The following is a 21,370-nucleotide window of genomic DNA, read 5'->3' on the forward strand; positions in this document are numbered from 1 at the left end:
TGACCAGCTGTCAGCCAATGAATTCTAGAGTGGCACGCGTGACTATCGCAGCGCCGATCAACGTAATCAGCAGGGAACGCCAGCGAAATCGGCGATAGAGGCGCGGTTGCGAATACGGATGCCTTACATCGTACCGGCGCAGGCGGCGGTGGATGCTGCGCTGCCGCGCGTAATGCTGTCGTTCGTCGTCCTTCAGCGCGCGATCGTGCCGTGCGCGCGTATCCGGATTGGATAGGCAGCGATAGGCTTCCTGCACATCGGCTAAGCGCTTCGTCAGATCACCGATAGTCGGCGCATGATCCGGATGATGATACCAGACGAGCCGCACGAACGCAGCTCGAATGTCGGTCGCCGTGGCGTCATGCGTGACGCCAAGTACCTGATAGAAATCGCGTTGTGTCATGGCATGCGCTGTGCCGCTACGATCGCCTGCATCGCCTGCATCGCCTGCATCGCCTGCATCGCGGCGATCCGCCGACCGGCGGAATCGTGCGCCTCAAACAGGCCGAGATTGTTGCCGAGCCGCGTCAGCACGGCCGCACCTCTGACCGGATCAAAACCGGCGTCGATCATCAGTACGCCGGCAAGTGCGTCGGCGTCGCGTTCGGCTTGTCGTACAATCCGGCCACTGTTTCCCAGCGTATGGCCAAGGCCATGCTTGACACTATTGCTGCGCATCACGGTCGCATGGCGCAGGATGTTGTGCGCCATTTCGTGCGCGATGACGAAGGCGAGTTCGTCGTCGTCGTGTATCTTCGCGAGCAGTCCGGTGGTTAGGAAGACGTGCCGTCCGTCGGCATAGGCGTTACGCTGTCCCGATCGAGCCAAGTGGACATGTGATGGGCAGGCAAGCACAGGTGTGACTCGTACGGTTGATACGATGCCCTTTCGCAGTAGCGTTATCGCAAAAGGCGCGATCTTGGCGGCAAGTAGATCGTCGATCGCATCGGCGCGGGCATGGGCGACGCGCGCATCAAAGCGTGAGAGAAGGCCGACTTCGGGGGGCAGCGCCGAGCCGTCTATAGCAAGTAGCACATCGCCGGGCGCGATGACTCCGGCGGTTGGGCCCGTCGGCACGACGGCAATGACGCCTGGTCCCTTGTCGAGCGCATGACTGTTCGTTAGCCCAGCGCGATCATTTGGTTCGAATTGCGACAGATGCTGCAAGACAAGCCCAATTGTAGATTCGGGCAGTTGGCACCGTGTATGGCCGGCAACGGCGAGGCGGAACGCGATAGCCGCGACACGGCCATCCTCTTCGCGACCCGGCAGGGTAGCTGTCACCGGTACGGTCCGTGCAGCGGTCCTGTCTGCACCCTGATTCTGCCCGGTCATGCTCACCGGACCCGTCACCGTAATTGCGATCGGCACCAACACACTAAGCGCGAACGCGGCGTTAGCCATGGTCGTCTACCGATCGCTTCAGATGGTTACGAATCATAGACAAGAAAAAGGCCCGGAATGCGTTACCATCCGAGCCATTTTCTTATTGGAAACCGAACAGCTTACGGGCTGTTGGGCGAGTCATCCGAATCTGCAACGACATAGATGCCGAGGCCGACGGCTACGACTGCGAGTGCCGCAATCAGGAAGCCGCCACCAGCGAGTGCGTTGTCGCCGTCGACCGATTCGGTCGCAGGCTGGGTAAGCGGCGTGGCAACGGGTGCCGCTGCCGCGATGGTCGGCGCTGCGACGAGCGAAAGCGCCGCCATTGCCGTGTAAAGAGCCTTCAATTTCACGCCGTCATCCCCTTTTAGGATTCAGAGAACCTAATATCGTGATCCGCCTACACCGGACCGGCCTGCGTTGTCACGTAGAATCTTTGCAGCACAGCGATATTCGATACCAGTATACTGCGATGGTCCAACTTCGTCTGTCGAGACTAGTTCCCGATTTTTCAGAATATGCCAAAATCGATCGAGCCGTCGCATTGAACCCGCCGTATTGAAAAAGGGTTGATCGCGATCACTGGGCGTCCGCTCGATCGTCACAGTCCGTGATAGGCGCGGTACCATTCCACGAACCGTGGCACGCCTTCGGCGATCGTGGTGCGCGGCTCGAAGCCCAGGTCGCGCTGAATCGCGCTGATATCGGCAAACGTATCGCGCACGTCGCCGGGCTGCATCGGCAGCAGATTGCGCGTGGCAGGGCGGCCGCAGGCCTGCTCGATCAGCGAGATCATCTGGCCGAGATCCTCCGACTGGCTGTTGCCAATATTGTAGATCCGGTGCGGGCCGATGCTGCCACCGGCCTTCACGGTACCGTCGTCGGCTGGCGGATTGTCGACGCAGGCAACGATGCCGGCGACGATGTCGTCGATATAGGTGAAGTCGCGCCGCATGTTGCCTTCACCGAACACGTTGATCGGCCTGCCGTCGAAGATCGCCTTGGTGAACAGCCACATCGCCATGTCCGGACGACCCCAGGGACCATAGACGGTGAAGAAACGCAGGCCGGTCTGCGGGATCCGGTAGAGATGCGCATAGGTCTCGCTCATCAGCTCGTCCGCCTTCTTGGTGGCGGCATAGAGCGACAGCGGCTGGTCGACGCGGTCCTCGACGCGGAACGGCAGCGTGTCGTTGCCGCCATAGACCGACGAGGACGAGGCATAGACCATATGCTCGACCTTCCGGTGCCGGGCGATCTCGATCATATTGAGATGCCCAGCGAGATTGGCCTGCAGGTAGGCGCGCGGGTTCTCGATCGAATAGCGCACGCCGGCCTGTGCGCCGAGATGGACGATGCGGTCGAAGTGTTCGCCATCGAGCGCGGCCTCGAGCGCGACGTGATCGGAGAAATCGACCTGCTTGAACGCGAAGCCGGTACCCAGCTTGGCGAGCTCGGCCAACCGCGCATGCTTCAGCTTGACGTCGTAATAGTCGTTGAGGCAGTCGATGCCGAGCACCGTGTCACCCCGTGCGAGCAGGTGGCGGCTGACGTTGAAGCCGATGAACCCGGCCGCGCCGGTAACGAGAACGCGCATGCAGTCACTCCTGAAAATCGAGATGGCTCTAGGGGGCAGGTCGCCAAACAGCAACGGCAGGCCTTGTAGCGATCAGCCTGCGGTCCATTCGCGCGCCCATGCCTGGAACATTAGTACGCCCCAGAGCGCGCCGGTCCGGTCGTGCGTACCAGCAATATGCTCGGCCCAACGCCCGCGGATCATGGCTGCATCGAGCGCAGGCTGTTCGGCTAGCGCGCTGTCGGACAGCAAATCCTCCGCCCATTCGCGCAAGGGCCCCCTGAGCCATGTGCCGATCGGGATCGCAAACCCCGCCTTGGGGCGCTCTATCATCTCCTTGGGTACATAGCGGTACAGGATCTGCCGTAGTGCCCATTTGCCCTGCCCGCCGCGCATCTTGAACTCGAGCGGGGTCGCCCACGCCTGTTCCACCACACGGTGGTCGAGCAGGGGCACGCGCGTCTCGAGGCTGGCCGACATCGCCGCGCGGTCAACCTTTACCAGGATGTCGTTGGGCAGGTACGACTGCATGTCCCAATGCATCATCTGCTCCTGCGCCGTGTCGCGCAACGCAGGCGGGGTATCGATCCCCGCAGCAAGTCGCGCGGATGATGTCAGCGGCAGCCTACCAGCCCATTCCTCGCTCGACGCGCGGTAGATGTCGGCGATGCCCAGAGGGGTCTGCAGCATCCGCCCGACCTTGTGGACCTTGTCGCCAAGTTGCGAGATACTTGGCACCGCAGGCAGCCTGGTGAGACTGTCCCAACGCGAGGGCGAGATCGACGTCAGGGCCTTGCCTAGCCTGCGACGCACGGGCTCCGGGATGCGCGCTGCCCTGTCCCAGGTGCGGCGCGACACGAGATACCGGTTATAGCCACAGAACAGCTCATCCCCGGCGTCACCCGACAAGGCAACCGTCACCGACTGACGTGTCAGGCGGCTGAGTAGCACGGTCGGAATCTGCGAGGAATCCGCGAACGGCTCGTCGTAGATACGCGCAAGATCGGGGATCACGGCGCGTACGTCCTCGGCACCTACGTACATTTCATGGTGATCAGTGCCGAGATGCGCGGCTACCGCGCGCGCATAGGGGGCTTCGTCGAAGCCGGTCTCGGCGAAGCCGATCGTAAAGGTCTTTACCTCGGCATTCGTCACATTGCGCATGAGCGCGACGATCGCGGAGGAATCGACACCGCCGGACAAGAAGGCGCCGACTGGCACATCGGCGATCGCCTGCTGCCGTATGGCATCGGACAGACGCGTCTCCAGGCCGGACAGCGCTTCTGCCTCGGTCATCCTGTCGTCGGCACCAGCCGCGACGACGTCATTTAGCGACCAGTAGCGCCGCAGCGTGATTCCGGGATACGACACATTGTTTGCGGTCGGCGGGGCGGGCGGGATCGTTTCGAGCGCTGCGCGATCGAATGTCGCAATCACACCTGGCTCGATCTTGTAGACATGTCGAAGGATCGACCAGGGCGCGGGAACGTAATTGAATCTGAAGTAGAGCGACAGAACCTCTGGATCGATCGGATTGTCGAACCCGGGCGCCGCGCGCAGTGCCTTGAGCTCCGACCCGAAAACGAGGCCGGCGTGGCTCCATCCGTAGAAGAGTGGCTTCTCCCCCATCCGGTCGCGGGCAAGATGAAGCTGGCGTTCCTTTCGGTCCCAAACCGCCAGCGCGAACATCCCCACCGACCTTTGCAAGGTTGCCTCCAGCCCCCAGCGCTCGATGCCGTGGACGAGCGTCTCGGTATCGGAGTGACCACGCCAAGCAATCGCGCCGTCCGCTTCAAGTTCCGCGCGGATCGCTAGGTGATTGTAGATTTCGCCATTGTAGACCAGCAGCCAGCGTCCGTCGGGCGAAGCCATCGGTTGGTGCCCGGTGGGCGACAAGTCGATGATTGCAAGCCGACGATGCGACAGAGCGATACCAGCTTCTGCGTCGGCCCAAGCACCGCTGTCGTCGGGGCCGCGGTGCGACAGCGCGGACGCCATGGCGGTGGCGTCGACTGCCTCGCCAGACTTGCTCCAATAACCCGCGATCCCGCACATGCGCTACTTCCTACTATTTCCACCGAATGCCGCTCAAAGCGCATCGCCCCGCGCAAGTCCAGTGGCGGGCGTGGTCACAGGCGAGAGGAGATAGTTGTCCGATCATTTCTTCCGGCAAATGTACATCTAGGCAGCAGGGTATCAATGCAGGCGACCCACCAAAAAAGTCAGTCGCGCATGCCACATATTTTTGCGGCCTGCCGGTCATGATTATCCCTATTCTTACTAACTGATGGCTATCGTCACTGGTATGTGCTCGCTGGAACCGACTGCTCTGTTACGCCTTTTGGCAAGACGCTATTGCCGAGGCGGAAGCGGCGCCGATGGTGATCGATCCACGCCGACCGAAAGGCGTGCCGTCGCGGTAAAGCGGCAATTTCACCATCCCACAGTCCGGATGAGCAACCGGCGCCCCTCGACACGCCGATCGGTCCGCGGTCGCGGTGGAATGGGCGGCGAGGGTCAGGTCACATCGAGACCAATGAGAGCGTATGCTCGGTCAACCGATCGATCGAGTAATCCGGAAAATCCTTCAGGTCGGGACGAGCGTCGATCGCGAGGATTTTGGCGGACCATTCCTCCACGTCGAAATCTTCGAGGCCGACATCGATAAATTCTTGCGGCACTTCGAGGCTCGATAAGGCGCACGTCGTCAGACCTGAAAGCTTTGCCTCGAGAAGCGCAAAAGAAAACGACTCCTTTGATGCCGTGTGGATATAGATATCGTGCTTCGCAAGTTCTAGAAGAACCTTCTCGTGTGGTAACCTTCCTAGGAAATCGACGGAGATCTTGCACTGCGCAGCATATTTTTCCAAGCCGTCACGATCGGGTCCGTCACCGACAATCGTAAGCGTTGCCAAGGGGTCGACCGCGGCAATACGGCTGAATACATCAAGCATGAAGTAGATATTTTTACGCGCCTCCAAGGCACCGCAATATATCAAGGACCGGTTGTGATCGAAATCGTCTTTGTGCCCGCGTGGGGTAAAGTCATCCGTATTCACCCCTAGCTCAACGACGTCGAGATCGATACTTTCAAATCCGCGGAAATGAATATCCTCAAGAAACCTCTTATATGGATCGGACACGGTGATTACGTGATGATCGAGTCTGTTGATCAACTTTACTTCTTTTGCCTTTAATCGAGATATCTTGTCGCTGTCAAAATTATATGACTGGAGATTATCGCTCCACACGGCATGCAGAACGCTTATCGACGGATTATCGGAATTCCATCCGAGATAGATATCTTCGAATACAAGCAGGTCGGATTTATCGCGCTCGATAAAAATCTTGTACAGCTCTCTGGTAAGCAGGCCTTTGTAATAGAAGCCAAGTGGCGGATATATCCAGTTTCCTATGATCGTTACGATATGAGGAAGGTATCGGAAAACCCACGGCAAACAGTCGAGCGTGATGGTATCGACCGACCACCCGCGATTACGAAGACCTTCCGACAAGGTCGTGGTATGCATGAACGCGCCGCCTGATCTGGACGCGAAGCCTCCATAGAACAGTATTGCATGTTTTTTTGGTATTTCAGCCATACATCACAACCCATCGACGCCAAGCAATTCGGCGTGCCGCTTCAAGACGTTGTCGACACGGAATCCCTGTATCGCGTCCTGCAAATCGTCATTCGATATCGGCGATTCGAACGACTGGAGAATTCCTGCCGCCAGCGCCGCCGGATCGTTCAAGGGAACGAGATAGCCATATCGTCCGTCCTGGAGGACTTCGCGTGGGCCGGTAGGGCAGTCCGTCGATACGGGTGTGCAACCGGAAAGCATCGCCTCGACTAAAACATTGGGCAGCCCTTCGAGATAGGACGATAGTACGAATGTATCCGAACGACTGAAATAGTTTAGGGGATCTTCGACGTTACCGTAGAGGACTACGCTGTCCGACAGGCCCAGATCGTCGATACGAGATTGCAGCGCCGATCGTTGCGATCCCTCACCTAGGATGGTCAGGTGGGCATCTGCCGAACGAACGACGATGCTCATGGCATCGATCAGATCGGCAAATCCTTTCCAGGGTTCGAGGGCGCCAGCCGCAATGATCCTATAGACATGGTCGCGCGGCAACGAAGATCTGGAATTCGTCCGGTTGGCTACAGCAGGGGACTCAGCATCGCCGACGATGTTGTAGACGCAGACATGACGGGACGAGGAAAATATCTGCCTGTACTGATCGACCATGTCCTTGGAAACGCATGTCAGAACGTCGGCGCGTGGCATCACGAGCCTCATGACCTGCTTCAAAAGCCATCCCTTGCTGAAGACCTGGCTGGAATAGGTGTCATAGGGCGTTACGCGCGACGAACAGCTGATCTTGGCGGTCGTCCGCGACAGGTACGCCGCGATGAGCACCATGGAGTTGAGATGGTCGCCCGCCGAGAAGACGATATCGGGTTCATAACTCTTGAATAGCCGCGCCAATGGGAGAACCATCGACGAGACGCGAGCGCGTTGCAGGAACACGATGTCCAGGCCATCGCCGACGGGCTGTTCGATGCCCTCGTTCAGCATGCCGTATACAAGCTTCACCGTATGTCCGCGGCGTGCCAGCACGCGCGCCAGACGCAGTTGCGCCAGCGGCACGCCGGACAGGCCGTAGCGACCAGCGAGTAAAAGGATCTTTTGGGTCGTCATGAGGAATCCGGTTTGACGTTTACTGCATTTTCCCGGCCCGGCAGGCAGCGTCTCGTGCAGATCGGTCGGCGAAAATATCGCCTCGTAGGGGCTTTCAGGTCATTTGAAAACGGCGCGTGGATGCGCGCGCGGTCGTGCCATGCGACGACGTCGGCCCGCAGCGAGAAATCAGGATCCGCTGATGTGCAGTAGTTCGAAGTGTCGGGCAATCACTACGTCTTCGCGGAACGACGCGATGGCACGGTCCAGCACGTCGCGCGTCGCCGGGGCGGCGAGAGCGCATTCGATCGCGTCGGCCATCGCCGGCACGTCGTCCATCGCCACCAGATAGCCCACTCTTCCACCCTCGATCACCTCGCGGGGGCCGGTCGGACAGTCGGTCGCGACAGGCGTGCAGCCCGCGACCATGCCCTCAACCAGCACGTTGGGCAGCCCTTCGGCATAGGAGGTCAACGCCAGCACGTCGGCATGCGCAAAATAGGCGAGTGGATTATCGACTTGCCCAGGAAGCCAGCAGCGGTCGGCGATGCCCAGCTCGGCGATCTGCGCCTCCAGCTCGGGACGGCGATAGCCTTCTCCGAACAGTGCCAGGCGGATGTCGTGACCGCGACGGTTTAGCTCGCCCATCACCGAGATCAGCATGCGGAAGTTCTTGCGGCCCGTCAGCGTCCCCGCCGCGACGACCAGCGGCAGATCACGATCGACGAACCAGGGATGGTCAACGGGCTGCGCCGCGCGCGCCCGCGTGGTTGTGTCGTCGATGATATTGTAGACCGCGACGTGCTTGCCCGCCGGAAAATACGTGCGGTAATTGGCAACCATGTCTTCGGACACGCAGGTCAGCGCGTCGGCGCGGCGCATAGTGACGCGCATCGCCTGCTTGCGCAGCCAGCCTCTGGTGAAGGGCGTATTCGAATAGCTGTCCTTGGGTGGCACTCGAGAGGAGCCAGTAATCTTTGCCTTCGATCCTGCCAGGATCGCCGCCACCAGCACTGCGCCGTTGAGGTGATCTTCGGCGGAGAACACCACGTCGGGCTTGGCGACTTTTAAGTAACTAATTAACTTAGGAATAATATAGCGGATGCCAGATACATCCCAAGCGATCACGTTTACTCCCGGCGTGTCTGGGATGGTGAGCACAGGGTTGGTCGATCCTATGACGAGATCAACCTGATGGCCTCGGGCGAAGAGTGCAAGTGCCAACCGTCGTTGTGCCAGCGGCACACCAGCGATTCCCCAGACCGGGGTTACTACGCAAATCTTCATATTCTGATCGTACTCATCTTGGAACGTTTTGCCGACCCGACCCGACCTGTCGAAAAGTACACAAAAACAGTGCGTGATGATTAAACGTTATGCAAGCGTCGAGTTGCTCGACGGAGCCATGATGTGCCTGAGCCGTGCGGCACCTGCAGTCCGCGAGTGATCGCGTTCGTACAGCGCGCGCATCGCGGGATCATACGGCGGTGGTGGCGCGGCTACCACGTCTGCCACGGCACGGACGAAGGCATCGGCGTCTTCGCAGCACCAGCTCGCTGCCACCACGTCCTCAGCATAACCCGACAATGCTTCCGGCGTAGCGGCGATGCGTTTGCCATACATCAGCGCCTCGGCGACCTTGGTCTTCATTCCCGATCCGTCGAAGATCGGCGCGATCACCAGCCTCGCGCCGGCGTACCAGGGCGCGAGGTCGTCAGCCGCTCCGACCAGCTCGACATTGGCTATCGCGTCGAACACGTCTGCGAGTTCTTCCATCGCGCGCCCGACGACCTTCACGGGAAGATCGATCCGCGGCGCCACCTCCTGCGCGAACCAGCGGATGCCGGCGATATTGGCGTAGAAGCCGCCACCGACGAACAGCAGGTAGCCACCGGGGATTGCAGGGGCGGGAGGCGTGGGCGCTGCCCGATCCTCCAGCACCATCGGCGCGACTGCGTCGGCGCCGCGGCCGTACAGGCGTCGCAACCCGGCAGAGTCGCGATCGCTGAGCGTCACCAGGATGTCGCTGCGGCGGACCGCCATATTCTCGGCAAGCCAGTTCGCACCGAGCACCGCCACCGATTTGATGGTGCGCCGTGTGCGCATCGCGCCCCAGAAGAAGCGGGTTTCGACGTTGTGGAAGAAAGTGATGATCCGCACGCGAGGCCGCGCGCGTTTCACCGCAGCGACCGCGGCGCCATAGTTCGACCCGTCGACGAACATCTGCGTGATCTCTTCCGCATCGATACGCGCGACAAGATCGGCGATCAGCGTGGCGTCGATCCCGTCGACCCAGCCGCGCCACGCGTCACGGGGCCGAGAGGTGGAGCGGGGCGGACGCACATGAACCAGCCGATCGCCGAGCAGGTCGCGCAGCACCAGCAGGTTGGTCCGGCTCAGCATAGCTCGTCCGCCCGGCGGTGCCGAGAGGTCGACTGCGCTGAGCAGCAGTACTTGGCCGTAAATATCAGAAGGCAAGCGAGGCGTGGTATGCACAATCATTGCGCACGTATCCTACCTTTCCAGCCTGTTCGCCATCTCTCTGTTCGCACCTAGAAACGAGCCCACTTTTCGAATGCGTGTTAAGCCCCTCCATGTTAGGCGGCCGCTGCGGTCGACGAGCCTTTCTAACTGGATGATATTTCATGCTTCGGCGTAACGTGATTGCGAACTATGCCGGCCAAGCATGGACCGTCCTCATCGGCTTTGCGTTCGTGCCAGTCTACATCCGATATCTTGGTATCGAATCCTTTGGTCTGATCGGACTGTTTGCCATGCTGCAGGGCTGGCTGGCGCTGCTTGATATGGGCATGTCGCCGACGCTGGGCCGTGAAATGGCTCGACTTAGCGGTGGTACGCAGAAGCCTGAATCGATCAGGGACTTGCTGCGATCGATCGAAACTATCTGTTTGGTCGTGGCGTTAGTCATCGTTTTCGGGATGTGGGCGTCATCGGGCTGGCTGGCATCGCATTGGCTCAAAACAGGATCTGTACCTCAGCCTGTGGTTGCGCAGGCCTTCTTGCTGATGGGATTTGTTGCGGCCATCCGGTTTATGGAAGGCATATATTTAAGTTGCCTCGTGGGCTTACAACGCCAAGTGCTGTCCAATGGCGCGACTGCGCTACTGGCAACTGTCCGCAGCGTCGGGATATTGCTGATATTCCACATGTTCGGAGCGTCTATCATCGTCTTTTTCGAATGGCAGGCAGCCATGTCAGTCGTGACGGTCGCGTTGTTAGCTGCCTTGACCTACCGTTCAGTACCAAAAATTGCGAGAAATGCTCGTTTTTCGGGAAGCGCATTGCGGTCGGTCGGCAGGTTCGCCGGAGGTATGACCGGTATAACCCTTGTCGGCGTGCTCGTTACGCAAGTGGATAAACTGGTGTTATCCCGCGCTGTAACGTTGAAGGAGTTTGGTTATTATAGTCTCGCTAGTACCGTTGCGGCTGTTATATTCTCCGTAGTCTACCCGCTTGCCCGCGCTTGGCAGCCTAGAATAGTTCAGTTGTTATCAAGCAACGAAACAGGTGCGCTTGTTCGCCTATATCATCTAGGATCGCAGTTGGTTGCTGTGGGCGCAGGCAGTGTTGCTGCAGTTATGGCGTTATTCGCATATCAAGTGCTTCTCTTATGGACGCACGATCCGGAACTTGCGGGGAAGACTGCAACGGTACTTTCAATCATTGCTATCGGCAATCTACTGAATGGACTGATGGTTCTTCCCTATTATCTGCAGACAGGGGCGGGTTGGACCCGTTTAGCGTTCCTATCAAACGTTGTCGTGCTAGTGTTCGCTTTGCCCGCGATCATGTATGTGGCCCCGGTATACCGCGGTACTGGCGTAGCGATCGTGTGGCTGCTTAGTAATGTATTTCACCTGATCTTCACGATCAACATCATGCACCAGCGTCTGCTCCGGTCCGAGATGCGGGCTTGGTACGTCAAGGATACTATCATTCCCATCGTTTCGGCAACGTTAGCGGTTGTTCTGGTTAAAATATTATTCCGAGGAATATCGGACGGTAGCATGTGGCAACTGGTACCGCTGGCCTTGGCCGGCTTGGCCTCGATTGCGGCATCCGCCTTCAGCGCTCCTGCTGTACGACTGATCGTCCTAGACCGCATCGGCTACAGACGCGCCCGTTGGGCAATATAATTCAATCCGACGCAATATCGATAAATCATATTTACGAAGAGCGAGCTTAGACGATGACCGGGGAAAAAGTTTCTGTCGTGATACCGACGCGAGACCGGCCGGATACGCTGGCAAAATCGCTGTTGACGGTAATCAATCAGACGCATCGCAATATTGAGGTAATCGTTAGCAATAACGGCAATAACCCTGAGACTAACAGGGTTATCGAGGCGATTGGCGACAGTCGGGTGCGCTGTGTCCAGCCATCGGCTTCGCTCAGCATGTCGCACAATTTCGAGTTCGCAATGCAGCACGCGACGGGCGATTTAATCGCGTTGATTGGCGATGACGACGGCATTCTTCCGACGGGAATTGAACGTGCCGTAGCAATGATGAGGGAGTCCGGCGCCGAGGCCCTTGCATCGGTCAATTGTACGTTCCGCTGGCCAATCGATCAGCAATCACAGCAAGGTGTATATCTTTCAGTACCAATGACGTCGGGTTGGTCGTGGCGCGACAGTCGGACAGTCATGCGGCGAGTGTTGGAGCGAGATCTCAGCTTTAATGAAGCACCAACAACTTATACCGGCGGTGTAATTAGTTCCCAGCTGTATGATCGCATCAAGCAGGTTCGTGGATCTTTTTATCAATCTCAAATTCCTGATACATTTTCAGCCTTTGCTTTTCTCAGCGTGACTGATCGTTACATTCTTGCGCACGAACCGTTAATGATCGCCGGTGTATCGGGACATAGCCACGGTCAAACAGCACTCGGTGTTAAAAGTCATTCATTCAACGAAGATCCTAATATTCCATTTCATTCGGACCTTCCACTTCCGGAAGAAGGAAGGCTGACATTCTCCTTCCAAGCTCTACTGTACGAGTCGTATCTACAGACGCAATATCTGCGCACTGACAATTCTCTGACGACAATCAAAGATCAAGTCGTTGCCACTGTTGCTTATGCCAAGGCGCACCGAAACTGGACCAAGGGAGGGGATAAAGCATATGACGCGTGTGTAAGATGGGCTCGAACTATGGCTGCGCATCACAACCTTGACGTTCAGGAAATTGAAGAGAAGGCCAAACGCTTGTCATTTGCTCAGGCGTCGTCGCAGTATCGCCAGACCGTACGGGATTTTCTGACCCGATATGTCATAGATGATAAGATTGCGCTCAATATCTCGGATGTATATCAAGCCAGCATCGTTGCGGAATCGATCCGGCTAACCAAGCCGAATAGGCTGCATAGCTACCGACGAACGTTTGCCCGGAAAATTCGAAAGAGCATCGGCTGATCAGCGTTTGCCGATGCGGTGGGCCGGTACGCCGGCCCATATTTCATGCTGGGCGACCTGCTTGGTAACGACCGCGCCTGCTGCGATCACAGCGCCGTCGCCAATGGTCACGCCGTCGAGGATCGTGACGTTTACCCCGATCCACACATCTCGGCCAATCGTCACGCCGCCCTTGCTGGGAGCGAAACCCTGAGCGCGGATCGGACGGTCGAGTTGCGCTATCGAGTGATTGGCCGGCACGATGCTGGTGCCCGCCGCAATGAGCGTATCGTCGCCGATTGTGATGCCGTTGCCGCTGTAGAGCACGCAGTGTGGGTTGATATTCACCCGGTCGCCGATCAGGATATCGCCGGATCCGCCAACGCAGCGGATGACGACGAATTCGAAGATCGCCGACCCTGCACCAACCACGATCCGCGTGCCACGTGTTGAAGGGAAGATGCGCGCGTCGTCGCTGACCCAAGCGTCGGGGTGAATGTCCAACCCGGCCACGGTCATGCCGCCGCTCTCAACATGCGCGCGAAGGACGAACGAAAATCCTCGGGCTCGATCCCCAGTTCGCCACGCATTCTCGCAATATCTATCGTTGGAAAGCCGATGGTAGACGCCGTGCCATAAGTGATTTGGGCCCCCGTCCGCTCGGCAAGCGCCGCACCGATGGTGGCATTGTCAGTGCTGGTTCCGCTCGCGACGTTCACAAGCCGACTTTCCGCCCGCAACGGCATGCGTGTGATCGCTTCCACGGCGTCTTCGACTGCAAGGTAATCCTTGGCGGCGCTCGCACCTGTGCCGATATGAACCCGTTGCCTGGTGACCGCGTCTCCGACCACCGACGTCAGGAAGTTGTCAGACCGGTCGCTTGCACCAAATATGTTCGACAGGCGGACGACCCGCGCGGTCGGACGCGGATCGGTCAGTACCAGCGCCTCACCCGCCAGTTTGGATATGTTGTAGAAATCGGACGCGTCCGCCGGGTCGACGGCAATGCGCGTTTCCTCGCGTCCGCTGGATTGACCGGCGTACACCCGGGTCGACGACAGATACGTGAACGACTGGAAGCGGGATTCCGCGAGCCAAACTTGTGCGAGCGCCACGTGAGTGGCCATCGTATCGTGAAGGCGTACGCGGAAATCGGCGGTCAGCCCGGCACAGAAGAAGACGTGCCCAGCGGATGAAAGGGGGACGGCACCACGCTCGGGGATGACGACCTCGGTCCCCGCATCGCGGAGGCGCGTTACCAGCGCCGCGCCGATAAATCCGTGACCGCCAACGACGGTAGCCCTGTTCGGAGCAATCGTCATACCGTCGGCTCCAGCAGGGCATAGCCCCGGTCGGCGTCAGATATCACCGTAGGCTGGACGGGCCAGTCGATGCCGATCGCCGGATCGTCCCAACGCACGCCTGTCGCGGCGCCGGGTACATAGGCTGCACCCATCAGGTAATGGACTTCGCTGTCGGGCTCGAGCGTGACGAAGCCGTGCGCCACGCCGGTCGGTAAGTGCAAGGCGCTGTCGCTGTCGGGGGAGAGCTCGAACGCCTGCCACTGGCGATACGTCGGCGATGCGTCGCGCAGGTCGACTGCCACGTCCCAGATCCGCCCGCGAGGACAGGACACGATCTTGGGCTCGCCGTGCGGTGCGTGCTGATAATGCAGCCCGCGCAGCGTGTGACGGACGGTGTTGCGCGACAGATTGGCCTGCACGACGGTGAAAGGCAGGCCAGCCGCCGTTATCTCTTCGGCGCAGAAGGTGCGCGCGAACGCTCCTCGTGCGTCATGCTTCACATCCAGTCGGATCAGGACGACGCCGGCGATCCGCGTCGGTTCAAAGCGCACCAGTTGCGACCCGGATCTCGGGTACGGCGATGACGAAGTCGCCGCCCCAGCCGGCCACCTCGGGCAGCTGGCGCATAACCTCGTCTTTGATGTTCCATGGCAGGATCAGCACGTGATCGGGCCGCGCCGCGACCAGCGCATCGACGGTTCGCACCGGAATATGACTACCGGGCAACAGCGTATCCTGCTTGGCCGGGTTGCGATCGACCACGAAATCCACGTCGGCGACGGTGATGCCGCAATAGTTGAGCAGCGTGTTGCCTTTGGCCGCGGCGCCATAGGCGACGACGCGCTTGCCCTCGTCCTTTGCGGTGCGCAGGAAATCGAGCAGCCCAGTGCGGACCGCGCGGACGCGGGCGTCGAAGCCCTCGTATCCCGCCGGCCGATCGAGCCCGGCAGCAACCTCCTCGTCGAGCAGCGCCTGTACGTTTGCCGTCACCGTGTGCGCGCTTTGCTCCCGTGCCATGAACACACGCAGCGAGCCGCCATGCGTCGGCTGCTTCGTCACATCGACGATCTTGAGCCCTTGGCGTTCGGCGATCGTCTTCACCGCGAGTAGCGAGAGATAGGTGAAATGTTCGTGGTAGATCGTATCGAACTGAACCTGTTCTATCAGGTTCAGCAGATGCGGGAACTCGACCGTGAACACGCCTTCGGGTTTCAGTATCTCGCGTACGCCGGCGACGAAATCGTTGATGTCGGGGACATGCGCCAGCACGTTCTTAGCCGCGAGCAGGTCTGCGGCCCAGCCTTCCGCTACCATCCGGCGCGCGGTGTCCAGACCGAAGAACGCGATTTCGGTCGGCACACCCTTTGCGATGGCGGTCTCGGCGACATTGGCGGCGGGTTCGATACCCATCACCGGTATGCCCATGGCGACGAAATACTGCAGCATGTAGCCGTCGTTGCTGGCGATCTCAACGACGCGCGACTGCGGGCCAAGATCGAAACGTGCCGCCATATCCTCGGCATAGCGTTTGCAATGTGCCAGCCAGCTGTCCGAGAAAGACGAGAAGTACGCGTAATCCTTGTCGAAAATATCCTCGGCAGGCACCACGTCATCGACCTGCACCAGCAGGCATGCGTCGCATACCCGCGCGTGCAGGGGATAGACCGGCTCGGGTGCGTCGGCGCGCTCGGGCGTGATGTAACTGTTGGCGAGCGGCTGCAACCCGAGATCGACGACGGTGCGGCTCAGTACCGCGCCGCAGCCCTGGCAGATCGGCGCCGCGCTGGGCGAAGGTTTGTCGGACGTCATGGAATAGCCTCGTATTGATCGATCTGCGCGTCGCACAGTGCGCGCGCGTTGCTGCCTGCGGCGAAGTCTGAATACCAGCGCGCGGTCCACGCAACGCTCGCGGCATCGTTCAACCGCGGTCGCCAATCGAGCGCCTGCCCGGCAAGCGCGGGATCGAGCGAGAGTAATTTCATCTCAGGCGGATGCTCGCCGTTGTCGCGTTGCCATGCGGGGTCGGCGCCCATGGCCGCGGTGACCGTATCGGCCACCTCGGCGACAGTCATCGGCGTGCCCGGGACGGGGCCGAAATTGAGCGCACGGGGCGTCATCGCATCTTCCGCCAACGCCTGTGCATAGAGCAGGTAGCCGCGGATCGGCTCGAGCACGTGCTGCCAGGGTCGCGTCGCGTCGGGGAAGCGCAAGCTGAGCGGAAGCCCCGTCTGCATCGCGCGCCATACATCAGGGATCAACCGGTCCGCGGACCAGTCGCCACCACCGATTACGTTACCGGCGCGCGCGGTACCCACGGCCACGCCTGCTTTGTCGAAATAGGATGTGGCATAGCTGCGTGTTAGCAGTTCCGCCGCAGCTTTTGATGCCGAATAGGGATCATGCCCGCCTAGCGGATCGTCCTCGACAAAATCGCGCCCGCTATCGTTATTGGCATAGACCTTGTCGGTCGTGACGACGAGGATGGCTTGCAGCCCGGCGACACCCCGCAAGCTGTCAAGTAAGCAGACGGTGCCCATCGTGTTGCAGGAGATCGTCGCCAGCGGATCCGCATAGCTGCGTCGGACCAGCGCCTGCGCGGCCAGATGCAGGACGATCTCCGGCCGGGCGGTGTCGATCGCCTTCGCCAGCGCCGCGCGATCGGTAATGTCGGCGATCGTTTCGCTCGCCACCAGATCGGAGCCAAGCAAGGTCCACAAGGCCGGATCGGTTTCCGGGGCGAGCGCAAAACCATGGACCTCGGCACCCAATCGTTTGAGCCACAACGCGGCCCACGTGCCCTTGAATCCGGTATGACCGGTCAACAGGACGCGGCGACCATTCCAGAACGCGCGGTCAACGCCTCCGCCGTTGGTCACCATGTCTTCCACGGTGGATTGCCACCAGCCCACAATTCTTCGAGCTGCGTACGGTCACGCAGCGTGTCCATCGGTTGCCAGAATCCGTCGTGAAGGAACGCGGCGAGCTGACCGTCCGCGGCAAGGCCGGCGAGAGGTTCGGCTTCGAACGGCATCGCGTCGCTTGTCACGCGGTCCAGCACGCGCGGTTCGAGCACGAAGAAACCGCCGTTGATCCGCCCGCCGTCACCAGCCGGCTTCTCCTCGAAGCGCAGTACGCGCTCGTCTGCAATCACCGTTGCACCGTAGCGACCCGGCGGACGTACCGCCGTTACCGTTGCGTCCAGATCATGCGCGGTATGGAAATCGACAAGTTTGCCGATATCGACGTCTGACACGCCATCGCCATACGTCATACAGAACGGTTCGTCGTCGGGCAGCAAATGGCGAATACGCTTCAGCCGCCCACCGGTCATCGTCTCCGCGCCGGTATCAACCAATGTCACCTTCCACTTCGGAACATCCTCGCCGCGCGAATAGGTGATCGACCCATCCGCCAGATCGACCGTCAGGTCAGAGCGATGCAGCACGAAATTGGCGAAATATTCCTTGATGAAATATCCCTTGTAACCAAGGCAGACGATGAACTCGTCGAACCCGTGGCGGGCATACATGTTCATGATGTGCCACAGGATCGGATTGCCGCCGATCTCAACCATCGGCTTGGGGCGGAGATGTGTTTCCTCGGAAAGCCGCGAGCCAAGCCCGCCTGCCAGAAGCACTACCTTCACGTGGCTGTCTCCCGTCTCAGGTTTGCGTCAGCGAACGCGTTTGACGAAGCAGGACGGCCAATAGGTCACGCGCTCGGTCACGGGGCTTTCGTTGAACAGCCATTCGGGCTCCTCGATCACGAAGCGCGTATCCTCGGAGACAAAATCGCGTGCGGCTTCTTGCGGGTTGTTGGTAGCCCAATCATCCTGGCTGCGCGGTGCGCCAACAACCTGCTGCATGATCCCGTCGGTGGAGACGATATAGCTGCCGACCGGCACCATATCGGCATAAGCGCGCAACTCACCCAGCACGTGATCGTAGGTGTGGTTCGAATCCAGGATCACCAGCACGCGCTCGTCGGGCTCGATCATTCCCTTCACCTGATCGACGATCTCGGGCGCGGTCGACGATCCTTCGACCAAGTCGATACGCTTGAACATCGGATGCGCTTCGATCGCCTGACGGTTGTGCGCGCGGATCTCGATATCGATGCCGATCACGCGGCCTTGGCCCATCGCCTCGAACAGCGATGCATAATAGATCAGCGAGCCGCCGTGCGCGACGCCCGTTTCGACGACGACATCAGGCTTGAGCGTCCAGATCACTTCCTGCAGCCGGACCATGTCCTCGGGCAGCTGGATGATCGGGCGACCCATCCAAGTGAACGAATAGACGTGCTTGGCGTCCCACCCAACGCGCAGCCATGCATCGGAAGCAGCTTTGAAGCCCTCCGCGCTTGCCATCGGATAGGTGGTGTCGTGTCCAGCGGTATTGGTCACGGTGACGGTCGCCGCCACCTCGTCAATGATCGTCTTCATTTTCGCCCTTGATCGAGAGGCCGTGCCTGAATCGGCGTTGCCGTGGTTCGCTTAGCAGTAGAAACGTGACAAGCTCAACCCTAACTCAGCCGGTGCCTAATCATGACGATAAGGTGACGCGGATTAGCCAGGCGCGGTTGTTGCAACGGCAACACGCGTCGCTTGAGTGCATTGGAGGACAATGCAACAAGAATTTCGATGAGAGTAAAAATCTTACAACGAGCATCGAAATTAGATTAGGATCGTAAATGGAATCCAAAAATTCGCATTATCGGCAAAATTGAGCCACACAAACTGCACGAGAAAACTATAGGCTATGACGCCGATAAGAATGGAAGGTACTGCCCTCCCGCGCTGCCCTAGTAAATAGGGAAGTCGTGAGTAAAATACCGCCTGCAGCGGTATTAGGTATAGCGAAATTCTGTCTACGCCGGACGACGCGGAAGTCGTCGCCAGCGCGACCATCGATACGATGGCAAGGATCGCGCATGTCGTCCAATAGCTTTTTTGAAACGAGGGCATGTCAATGCGGTTGCGTAACAGCAGGAAGAGCACTGCGGCCACGACATTCATTGCTACGCGGATCGCTGCACCCTGCGAATCATACGTGCTCTGAACGTAGTTGGTGACTAGGGTGTCTGACGTATCCCGCAGAAATAAAACGAAAAGAACGGCGAACAGCACCGCACCCAGGCTGCCGAGTACCACGCTTCGTCGGAAGATCGGGATAAGCGCAATGGGTAGAATGAGAATAGCCGTCTTGTGAAACAGCGCCGCAATGCCGATCAGCATCACCATTCGGATGAGACGTCGCTCCGACGCGTCGGCGAGGGCAAAGCATATGACACCGATTGCAGCGGCCTGTCGCGTGTACCCCATCGCAACGACGATGATCAGATAGGGCACTGCCACCAGCACTGCGAGAAAAGGATTGGGTTGGCGCCACGCGAGTTTGGCGAAGCCGCCCATGAAAAGCGCGGCGCAACAGACGTTGACCAAGCCTATGCCCAGCCCCGTCTGTGCGCCAAGCCAGTTTAGCAGTGCGTACCCGGCATCTGTTGTCTTCAACGCAGCCGGCAGGGACAAGAAGAAGATATCATTGTATATCCGCTCATAAGAGCCCCAATCGCCACCTACCTCGAACCGTAACCCAATCATCAGGATTGTCGTGCAGACGGCCACCACGAAGAACAGGCCGCGGGGATCCCGTTCGTGCCGAAGTTGGGCTTGAACGGCACCCACCGACCACAGCACGAATAAAAGCCAATAGGGGAACAAAGCGGATCCAATCTTCGAGACCCAGCGCCGGGCGATATCAAGCGATATAGCTCTCGTCACGAACGGGTCCAGCGCATAGACGCCGGATGTATACTACCATTTGTGGTTCGGAACACACGGCATGCCCCAAACACAAACGATCGTCCTGTCGATCAACACGAGCTGGAATATCGTCAACTTCCGCCGCAACCTGATTGCCCGGTTGCAGCGCGAGGGGTATGACGTCGTCGCGCTGGCGCCGCGCGATGCGCATAGCGAGACGCTGGTCGCTATGGGCGTGCGCTATTTCCCGGTTGATATCGACAGCAAGGGGCTGTCCCCGGTCCGCGACCTGAAGCTTGCCGCACAATATTACCGCATCCTGAAACAGCTTCGCCCGGTCGCGTTCCTCGGCTGGACGATCAAGCCTAACGTCTACGGCTCGCTCGCGGCGCATGCACTCGGCATCCCGGTGATCAACAACATCTCGGGTCTGGGTACCGCGTTCATAAAGGTTGGACTGCTCACGCGGATCGTGCGGAGGCTCTATCGCACCGCGCTCGCACGGTCGGCGACGGTGTTCTTTCAGAACCGCCACGACCGCGATCTGTTCGTCGCGCAGCGGCTGGTCCGCGCGCCGCGTACCGTGCTGTTGCCCGGTTCGGGGATCGATCTGGCGCAGTTCGTCCCCGACCCAGCGGGGGAGGGGGCATCTCCGATGTTTCTGATGGTCGCGCGCCTGCTCCGCGACAAGGGCGTGGTCGAGTTCGCCGAGGCCGCCCGGATCGTCCGCCAGACCCGGCCCGATGTCGCGTTCCAGCTGCTCGGGTTTCTCGACGTACAGAACCGTACCGCGATCGACCGCGCGATGGTCGATGGCTGGGAGCGCGAGGGGATTCTGGGCTACCTTGGCGAGGCGGCGGATGTCCGGCCGTATCTGGCGCGTGTGACCGCTGTGGTGCTGCCGTCCTACCGCGAGGGCATGCCGCGGTCGCTGCTCGAGGCAGCCGCGATGGGGCGCCCGCTGATCGCCACCGACGTGCCCGGCTGTACCGAGATCGCACGCGCCGGCGAGAACGCGTTTCTGTGCGCGCCCCGCAACGCGCAGTCGTTGGCGGATGCGATGCTCGCGTTGCTCGACCTGGACGCCGACGCGCGCGCGACAATGGGGCGGCGCAGTCGGGCCATCGCTGAGCGCGAGTTCGACGTCTCGGTCGTCGAGGCACGCTATCTCGACGCGATCGCCCGCGCGACTGCGCCCGCCCCCGCGACCGCCTAAGCGACCGCGTAGTCCAAACCCAA

20 protein-coding genes are annotated in these 21,370 nt (G+C 59.8%); 3 read left to right on the top strand and 17 right to left on the bottom strand.

Annotated elements, in window-relative coordinates; translation table 11 throughout:
• Positions 1 to 10: 10 nt before the first annotated feature.
• The 9 genes from O6W96_RS19025 to O6W96_RS19065 all read right to left on the bottom strand — a co-directional run bounded on the left by O6W96_RS19025 (position 11) and on the right by O6W96_RS19065 (position 10,128).
• Positions 11 to 403: a J domain-containing protein gene (locus tag O6W96_RS19025; protein WP_353470991.1), complete on the bottom strand. Its 393-nt coding sequence runs from the start codon at positions 401 to 403 to the stop codon at positions 11 to 13.
• Positions 400 to 1,404: a M48 family metalloprotease gene (locus O6W96_RS19030; protein WP_353470992.1), complete on the bottom strand. Its 1,005-nt coding sequence runs from the start codon at positions 1,402 to 1,404 to the stop codon at positions 400 to 402. The genes O6W96_RS19025 and O6W96_RS19030 overlap by 4 nt, the downstream gene beginning before the upstream one ends.
• Before the next feature lie 101 nt (positions 1,405 to 1,505).
• Positions 1,506 to 1,739 (bottom strand): hypothetical protein, encoded by a 234-nt coding sequence (locus O6W96_RS19035; protein ID WP_353470993.1) that lies wholly within the window; start codon positions 1,737 to 1,739, stop codon positions 1,506 to 1,508.
• A gap of 248 nt (positions 1,740 to 1,987) precedes the next feature.
• Positions 1,988 to 2,983: a GDP-mannose 4,6-dehydratase gene (locus O6W96_RS19040; RefSeq protein ID WP_353470994.1), complete on the bottom strand. Its 996-nt coding sequence runs from the start codon at positions 2,981 to 2,983 to the stop codon at positions 1,988 to 1,990.
• Between the two features lie 72 nt (positions 2,984 to 3,055).
• On the bottom strand, positions 3,056 to 5,017 hold the full coding sequence (gene asnB, locus O6W96_RS19045; RefSeq protein WP_353470995.1) for an asparagine synthase (glutamine-hydrolyzing): 1,962 nt from the start codon (positions 5,015 to 5,017) through the stop codon (positions 3,056 to 3,058).
• Between the two features lie 467 nt (positions 5,018 to 5,484).
• Positions 5,485 to 6,564: a glycosyltransferase family 4 protein gene (locus tag O6W96_RS19050; RefSeq protein WP_353470996.1), complete on the bottom strand. Its 1,080-nt coding sequence runs from the start codon at positions 6,562 to 6,564 to the stop codon at positions 5,485 to 5,487.
• A gap of 3 nt (positions 6,565 to 6,567) precedes the next feature.
• On the bottom strand, positions 6,568 to 7,671 hold the full coding sequence (locus tag O6W96_RS19055; RefSeq protein WP_353470997.1) for a glycosyltransferase: 1,104 nt from the start codon (positions 7,669 to 7,671) through the stop codon (positions 6,568 to 6,570).
• 168 nt (positions 7,672 to 7,839) lie between these two features.
• Entirely contained in the window at positions 7,840 to 8,895 is a 1,056-nt protein-coding gene (locus O6W96_RS19060; protein ID WP_353470998.1) for a glycosyltransferase, read from the bottom strand.
• Between the two features lie 129 nt (positions 8,896 to 9,024).
• Positions 9,025 to 10,128: a glycosyltransferase family 4 protein gene (locus O6W96_RS19065; RefSeq protein ID WP_353470999.1), complete on the bottom strand. Its 1,104-nt coding sequence runs from the start codon at positions 10,126 to 10,128 to the stop codon at positions 9,025 to 9,027.
• A gap of 167 nt (positions 10,129 to 10,295) precedes the next feature.
• Here O6W96_RS19065 and O6W96_RS19070 point away from each other — a divergent pair, with 167 nt between their 5' ends.
• Together O6W96_RS19070 and O6W96_RS19075 are read left to right on the top strand one after the other, a co-directional pair.
• A complete protein-coding gene (locus tag O6W96_RS19070) occupies positions 10,296 to 11,807 on the top strand; it encodes an oligosaccharide flippase family protein (RefSeq protein WP_353471000.1) in 1,512 nt (503 codons plus the stop codon).
• Positions 11,808 to 11,860: 53 nt separating this feature from the next.
• On the top strand, positions 11,861 to 13,084 hold the full coding sequence (locus tag O6W96_RS19075) for a glycosyltransferase family 2 protein (RefSeq protein ID WP_353471001.1): 1,224 nt from the start codon (positions 11,861 to 11,863) through the stop codon (positions 13,082 to 13,084).
• Here the strand turns inward: O6W96_RS19075 and O6W96_RS19080 are convergent, their stop codons facing one another.
• The 8 genes from O6W96_RS19080 to O6W96_RS19115 form a co-directional block, all read right to left on the bottom strand.
• Positions 13,085 to 13,582: an acyltransferase gene (locus tag O6W96_RS19080; protein ID WP_353471002.1), complete on the bottom strand. Its 498-nt coding sequence runs from the start codon at positions 13,580 to 13,582 to the stop codon at positions 13,085 to 13,087.
• A complete protein-coding gene (locus O6W96_RS19085; RefSeq protein WP_353471003.1) occupies positions 13,579 to 14,385 on the bottom strand; it encodes an NAD-dependent epimerase/dehydratase family protein in 807 nt (268 codons plus the stop codon). Before O6W96_RS19085 ends, O6W96_RS19080 begins: the two co-directional genes overlap by 4 nt.
• Positions 14,382 to 14,918 (bottom strand): dTDP-4-dehydrorhamnose 3,5-epimerase, encoded by a 537-nt coding sequence (gene rfbC / locus O6W96_RS19090; protein WP_353471004.1) that lies wholly within the window; start codon positions 14,916 to 14,918, stop codon positions 14,382 to 14,384. The genes O6W96_RS19085 and rfbC overlap by 4 nt, the downstream gene beginning before the upstream one ends.
• The gene (locus tag O6W96_RS19095; RefSeq protein ID WP_353471005.1) at positions 14,908 to 16,176 is read right to left on the bottom strand and encodes a class I SAM-dependent methyltransferase; all 1,269 of its coding nucleotides are present in this window, start codon (positions 16,174 to 16,176) and stop codon (positions 14,908 to 14,910) included. Before O6W96_RS19095 ends, rfbC begins: the two co-directional genes overlap by 11 nt.
• On the bottom strand, positions 16,173 to 17,246 hold the full coding sequence (gene rfbG / locus O6W96_RS19100; protein WP_353471006.1) for a CDP-glucose 4,6-dehydratase: 1,074 nt from the start codon (positions 17,244 to 17,246) through the stop codon (positions 16,173 to 16,175). Before rfbG ends, O6W96_RS19095 begins: the two co-directional genes overlap by 4 nt.
• Positions 17,240 to 18,013, bottom strand: a complete 774-nt coding sequence (gene rfbF / locus O6W96_RS19105) for a glucose-1-phosphate cytidylyltransferase (RefSeq protein WP_353471007.1) — start codon at positions 18,011 to 18,013, stop codon at positions 17,240 to 17,242. Before rfbF ends, rfbG begins: the two co-directional genes overlap by 7 nt.
• A gap of 27 nt (positions 18,014 to 18,040) precedes the next feature.
• Positions 18,041 to 18,811 (bottom strand): cephalosporin hydroxylase family protein, encoded by a 771-nt coding sequence (locus tag O6W96_RS19110; protein ID WP_353471008.1) that lies wholly within the window; start codon positions 18,809 to 18,811, stop codon positions 18,041 to 18,043.
• A gap of 231 nt (positions 18,812 to 19,042) precedes the next feature.
• On the bottom strand, positions 19,043 to 20,065 hold the full coding sequence (locus O6W96_RS19115; RefSeq protein WP_353471009.1) for an EpsG family protein: 1,023 nt from the start codon (positions 20,063 to 20,065) through the stop codon (positions 19,043 to 19,045).
• 145 nt (positions 20,066 to 20,210) lie between these two features.
• Between O6W96_RS19115 and O6W96_RS19120 the strand changes: the two genes are divergently transcribed.
• Positions 20,211 to 21,347 carry a glycosyltransferase family 4 protein gene (locus tag O6W96_RS19120; protein WP_353471010.1) on the top strand — a complete coding sequence of 379 codons (1,137 nt, stop codon included), beginning with the start codon at positions 20,211 to 20,213 and terminating at the stop codon, positions 21,345 to 21,347.
• Positions 21,348 to 21,370: the final 23 nt, after the last annotated feature.

The organism is Sphingomonas faeni (assembly GCF_040407495.1).
Taxonomy (GTDB): Bacteria; Pseudomonadota; Alphaproteobacteria; order Sphingomonadales; family Sphingomonadaceae; genus Sphingomonas; species Sphingomonas faeni_D.

What these genes read in the sequence shown, in the direction of transcription:
- O6W96_RS19025 (WP_353470991.1), bottom strand. Translation starts at nt 403, where the DNA reads ATGACACAACGCGATTTCTATCAGGTACTTGGCGTCACGCATGACGCC.
- O6W96_RS19030 (WP_353470992.1), bottom strand. Translation starts at nt 1,404, where the DNA reads ATGGCTAACGCCGCGTTCGCGCTTAGTGTGTTGGTGCCGATCGCAATT.
- O6W96_RS19040 (WP_353470994.1), bottom strand. Translation starts at nt 2,983, where the DNA reads ATGCGCGTTCTCGTTACCGGCGCGGCCGGGTTCATCGGCTTCAACGTC.
- asnB (WP_353470995.1), bottom strand. Translation starts at nt 5,017, where the DNA reads ATGTGCGGGATCGCGGGTTATTGGAGCAAGTCTGGCGAGGCAGTCGAC.
- O6W96_RS19050 (WP_353470996.1), bottom strand. Translation starts at nt 6,564, where the DNA reads ATGGCTGAAATACCAAAAAAACATGCAATACTGTTCTATGGAGGCTTC.
- O6W96_RS19055 (WP_353470997.1), bottom strand. Translation starts at nt 7,671, where the DNA reads ATGACGACCCAAAAGATCCTTTTACTCGCTGGTCGCTACGGCCTGTCC.
- O6W96_RS19070 (WP_353471000.1), top strand. Translation starts at nt 10,296, where the DNA reads ATGCTTCGGCGTAACGTGATTGCGAACTATGCCGGCCAAGCATGGACC.
- O6W96_RS19075 (WP_353471001.1), top strand. Translation starts at nt 11,861, where the DNA reads ATGACCGGGGAAAAAGTTTCTGTCGTGATACCGACGCGAGACCGGCCG.
- O6W96_RS19080 (WP_353471002.1), bottom strand. Translation starts at nt 13,582, where the DNA reads ATGACCGTGGCCGGGTTGGACATTCACCCCGACGCTTGGGTCAGCGAC.
- O6W96_RS19085 (WP_353471003.1), bottom strand. Translation starts at nt 14,385, where the DNA reads ATGACGATTGCTCCGAACAGGGCTACCGTCGTTGGCGGTCACGGATTT.
- O6W96_RS19095 (WP_353471005.1), bottom strand. Translation starts at nt 16,176, where the DNA reads ATGACGTCCGACAAACCTTCGCCCAGCGCGGCGCCGATCTGCCAGGGC.
- rfbG (WP_353471006.1), bottom strand. Translation starts at nt 17,246, where the DNA reads ATGGTGACCAACGGCGGAGGCGTTGACCGCGCGTTCTGGAATGGTCGC.
- O6W96_RS19110 (WP_353471008.1), bottom strand. Translation starts at nt 18,811, where the DNA reads ATGAAGACGATCATTGACGAGGTGGCGGCGACCGTCACCGTGACCAAT.
- O6W96_RS19120 (WP_353471010.1), top strand. Translation starts at nt 20,211, where the DNA reads ATGCCCCAAACACAAACGATCGTCCTGTCGATCAACACGAGCTGGAAT.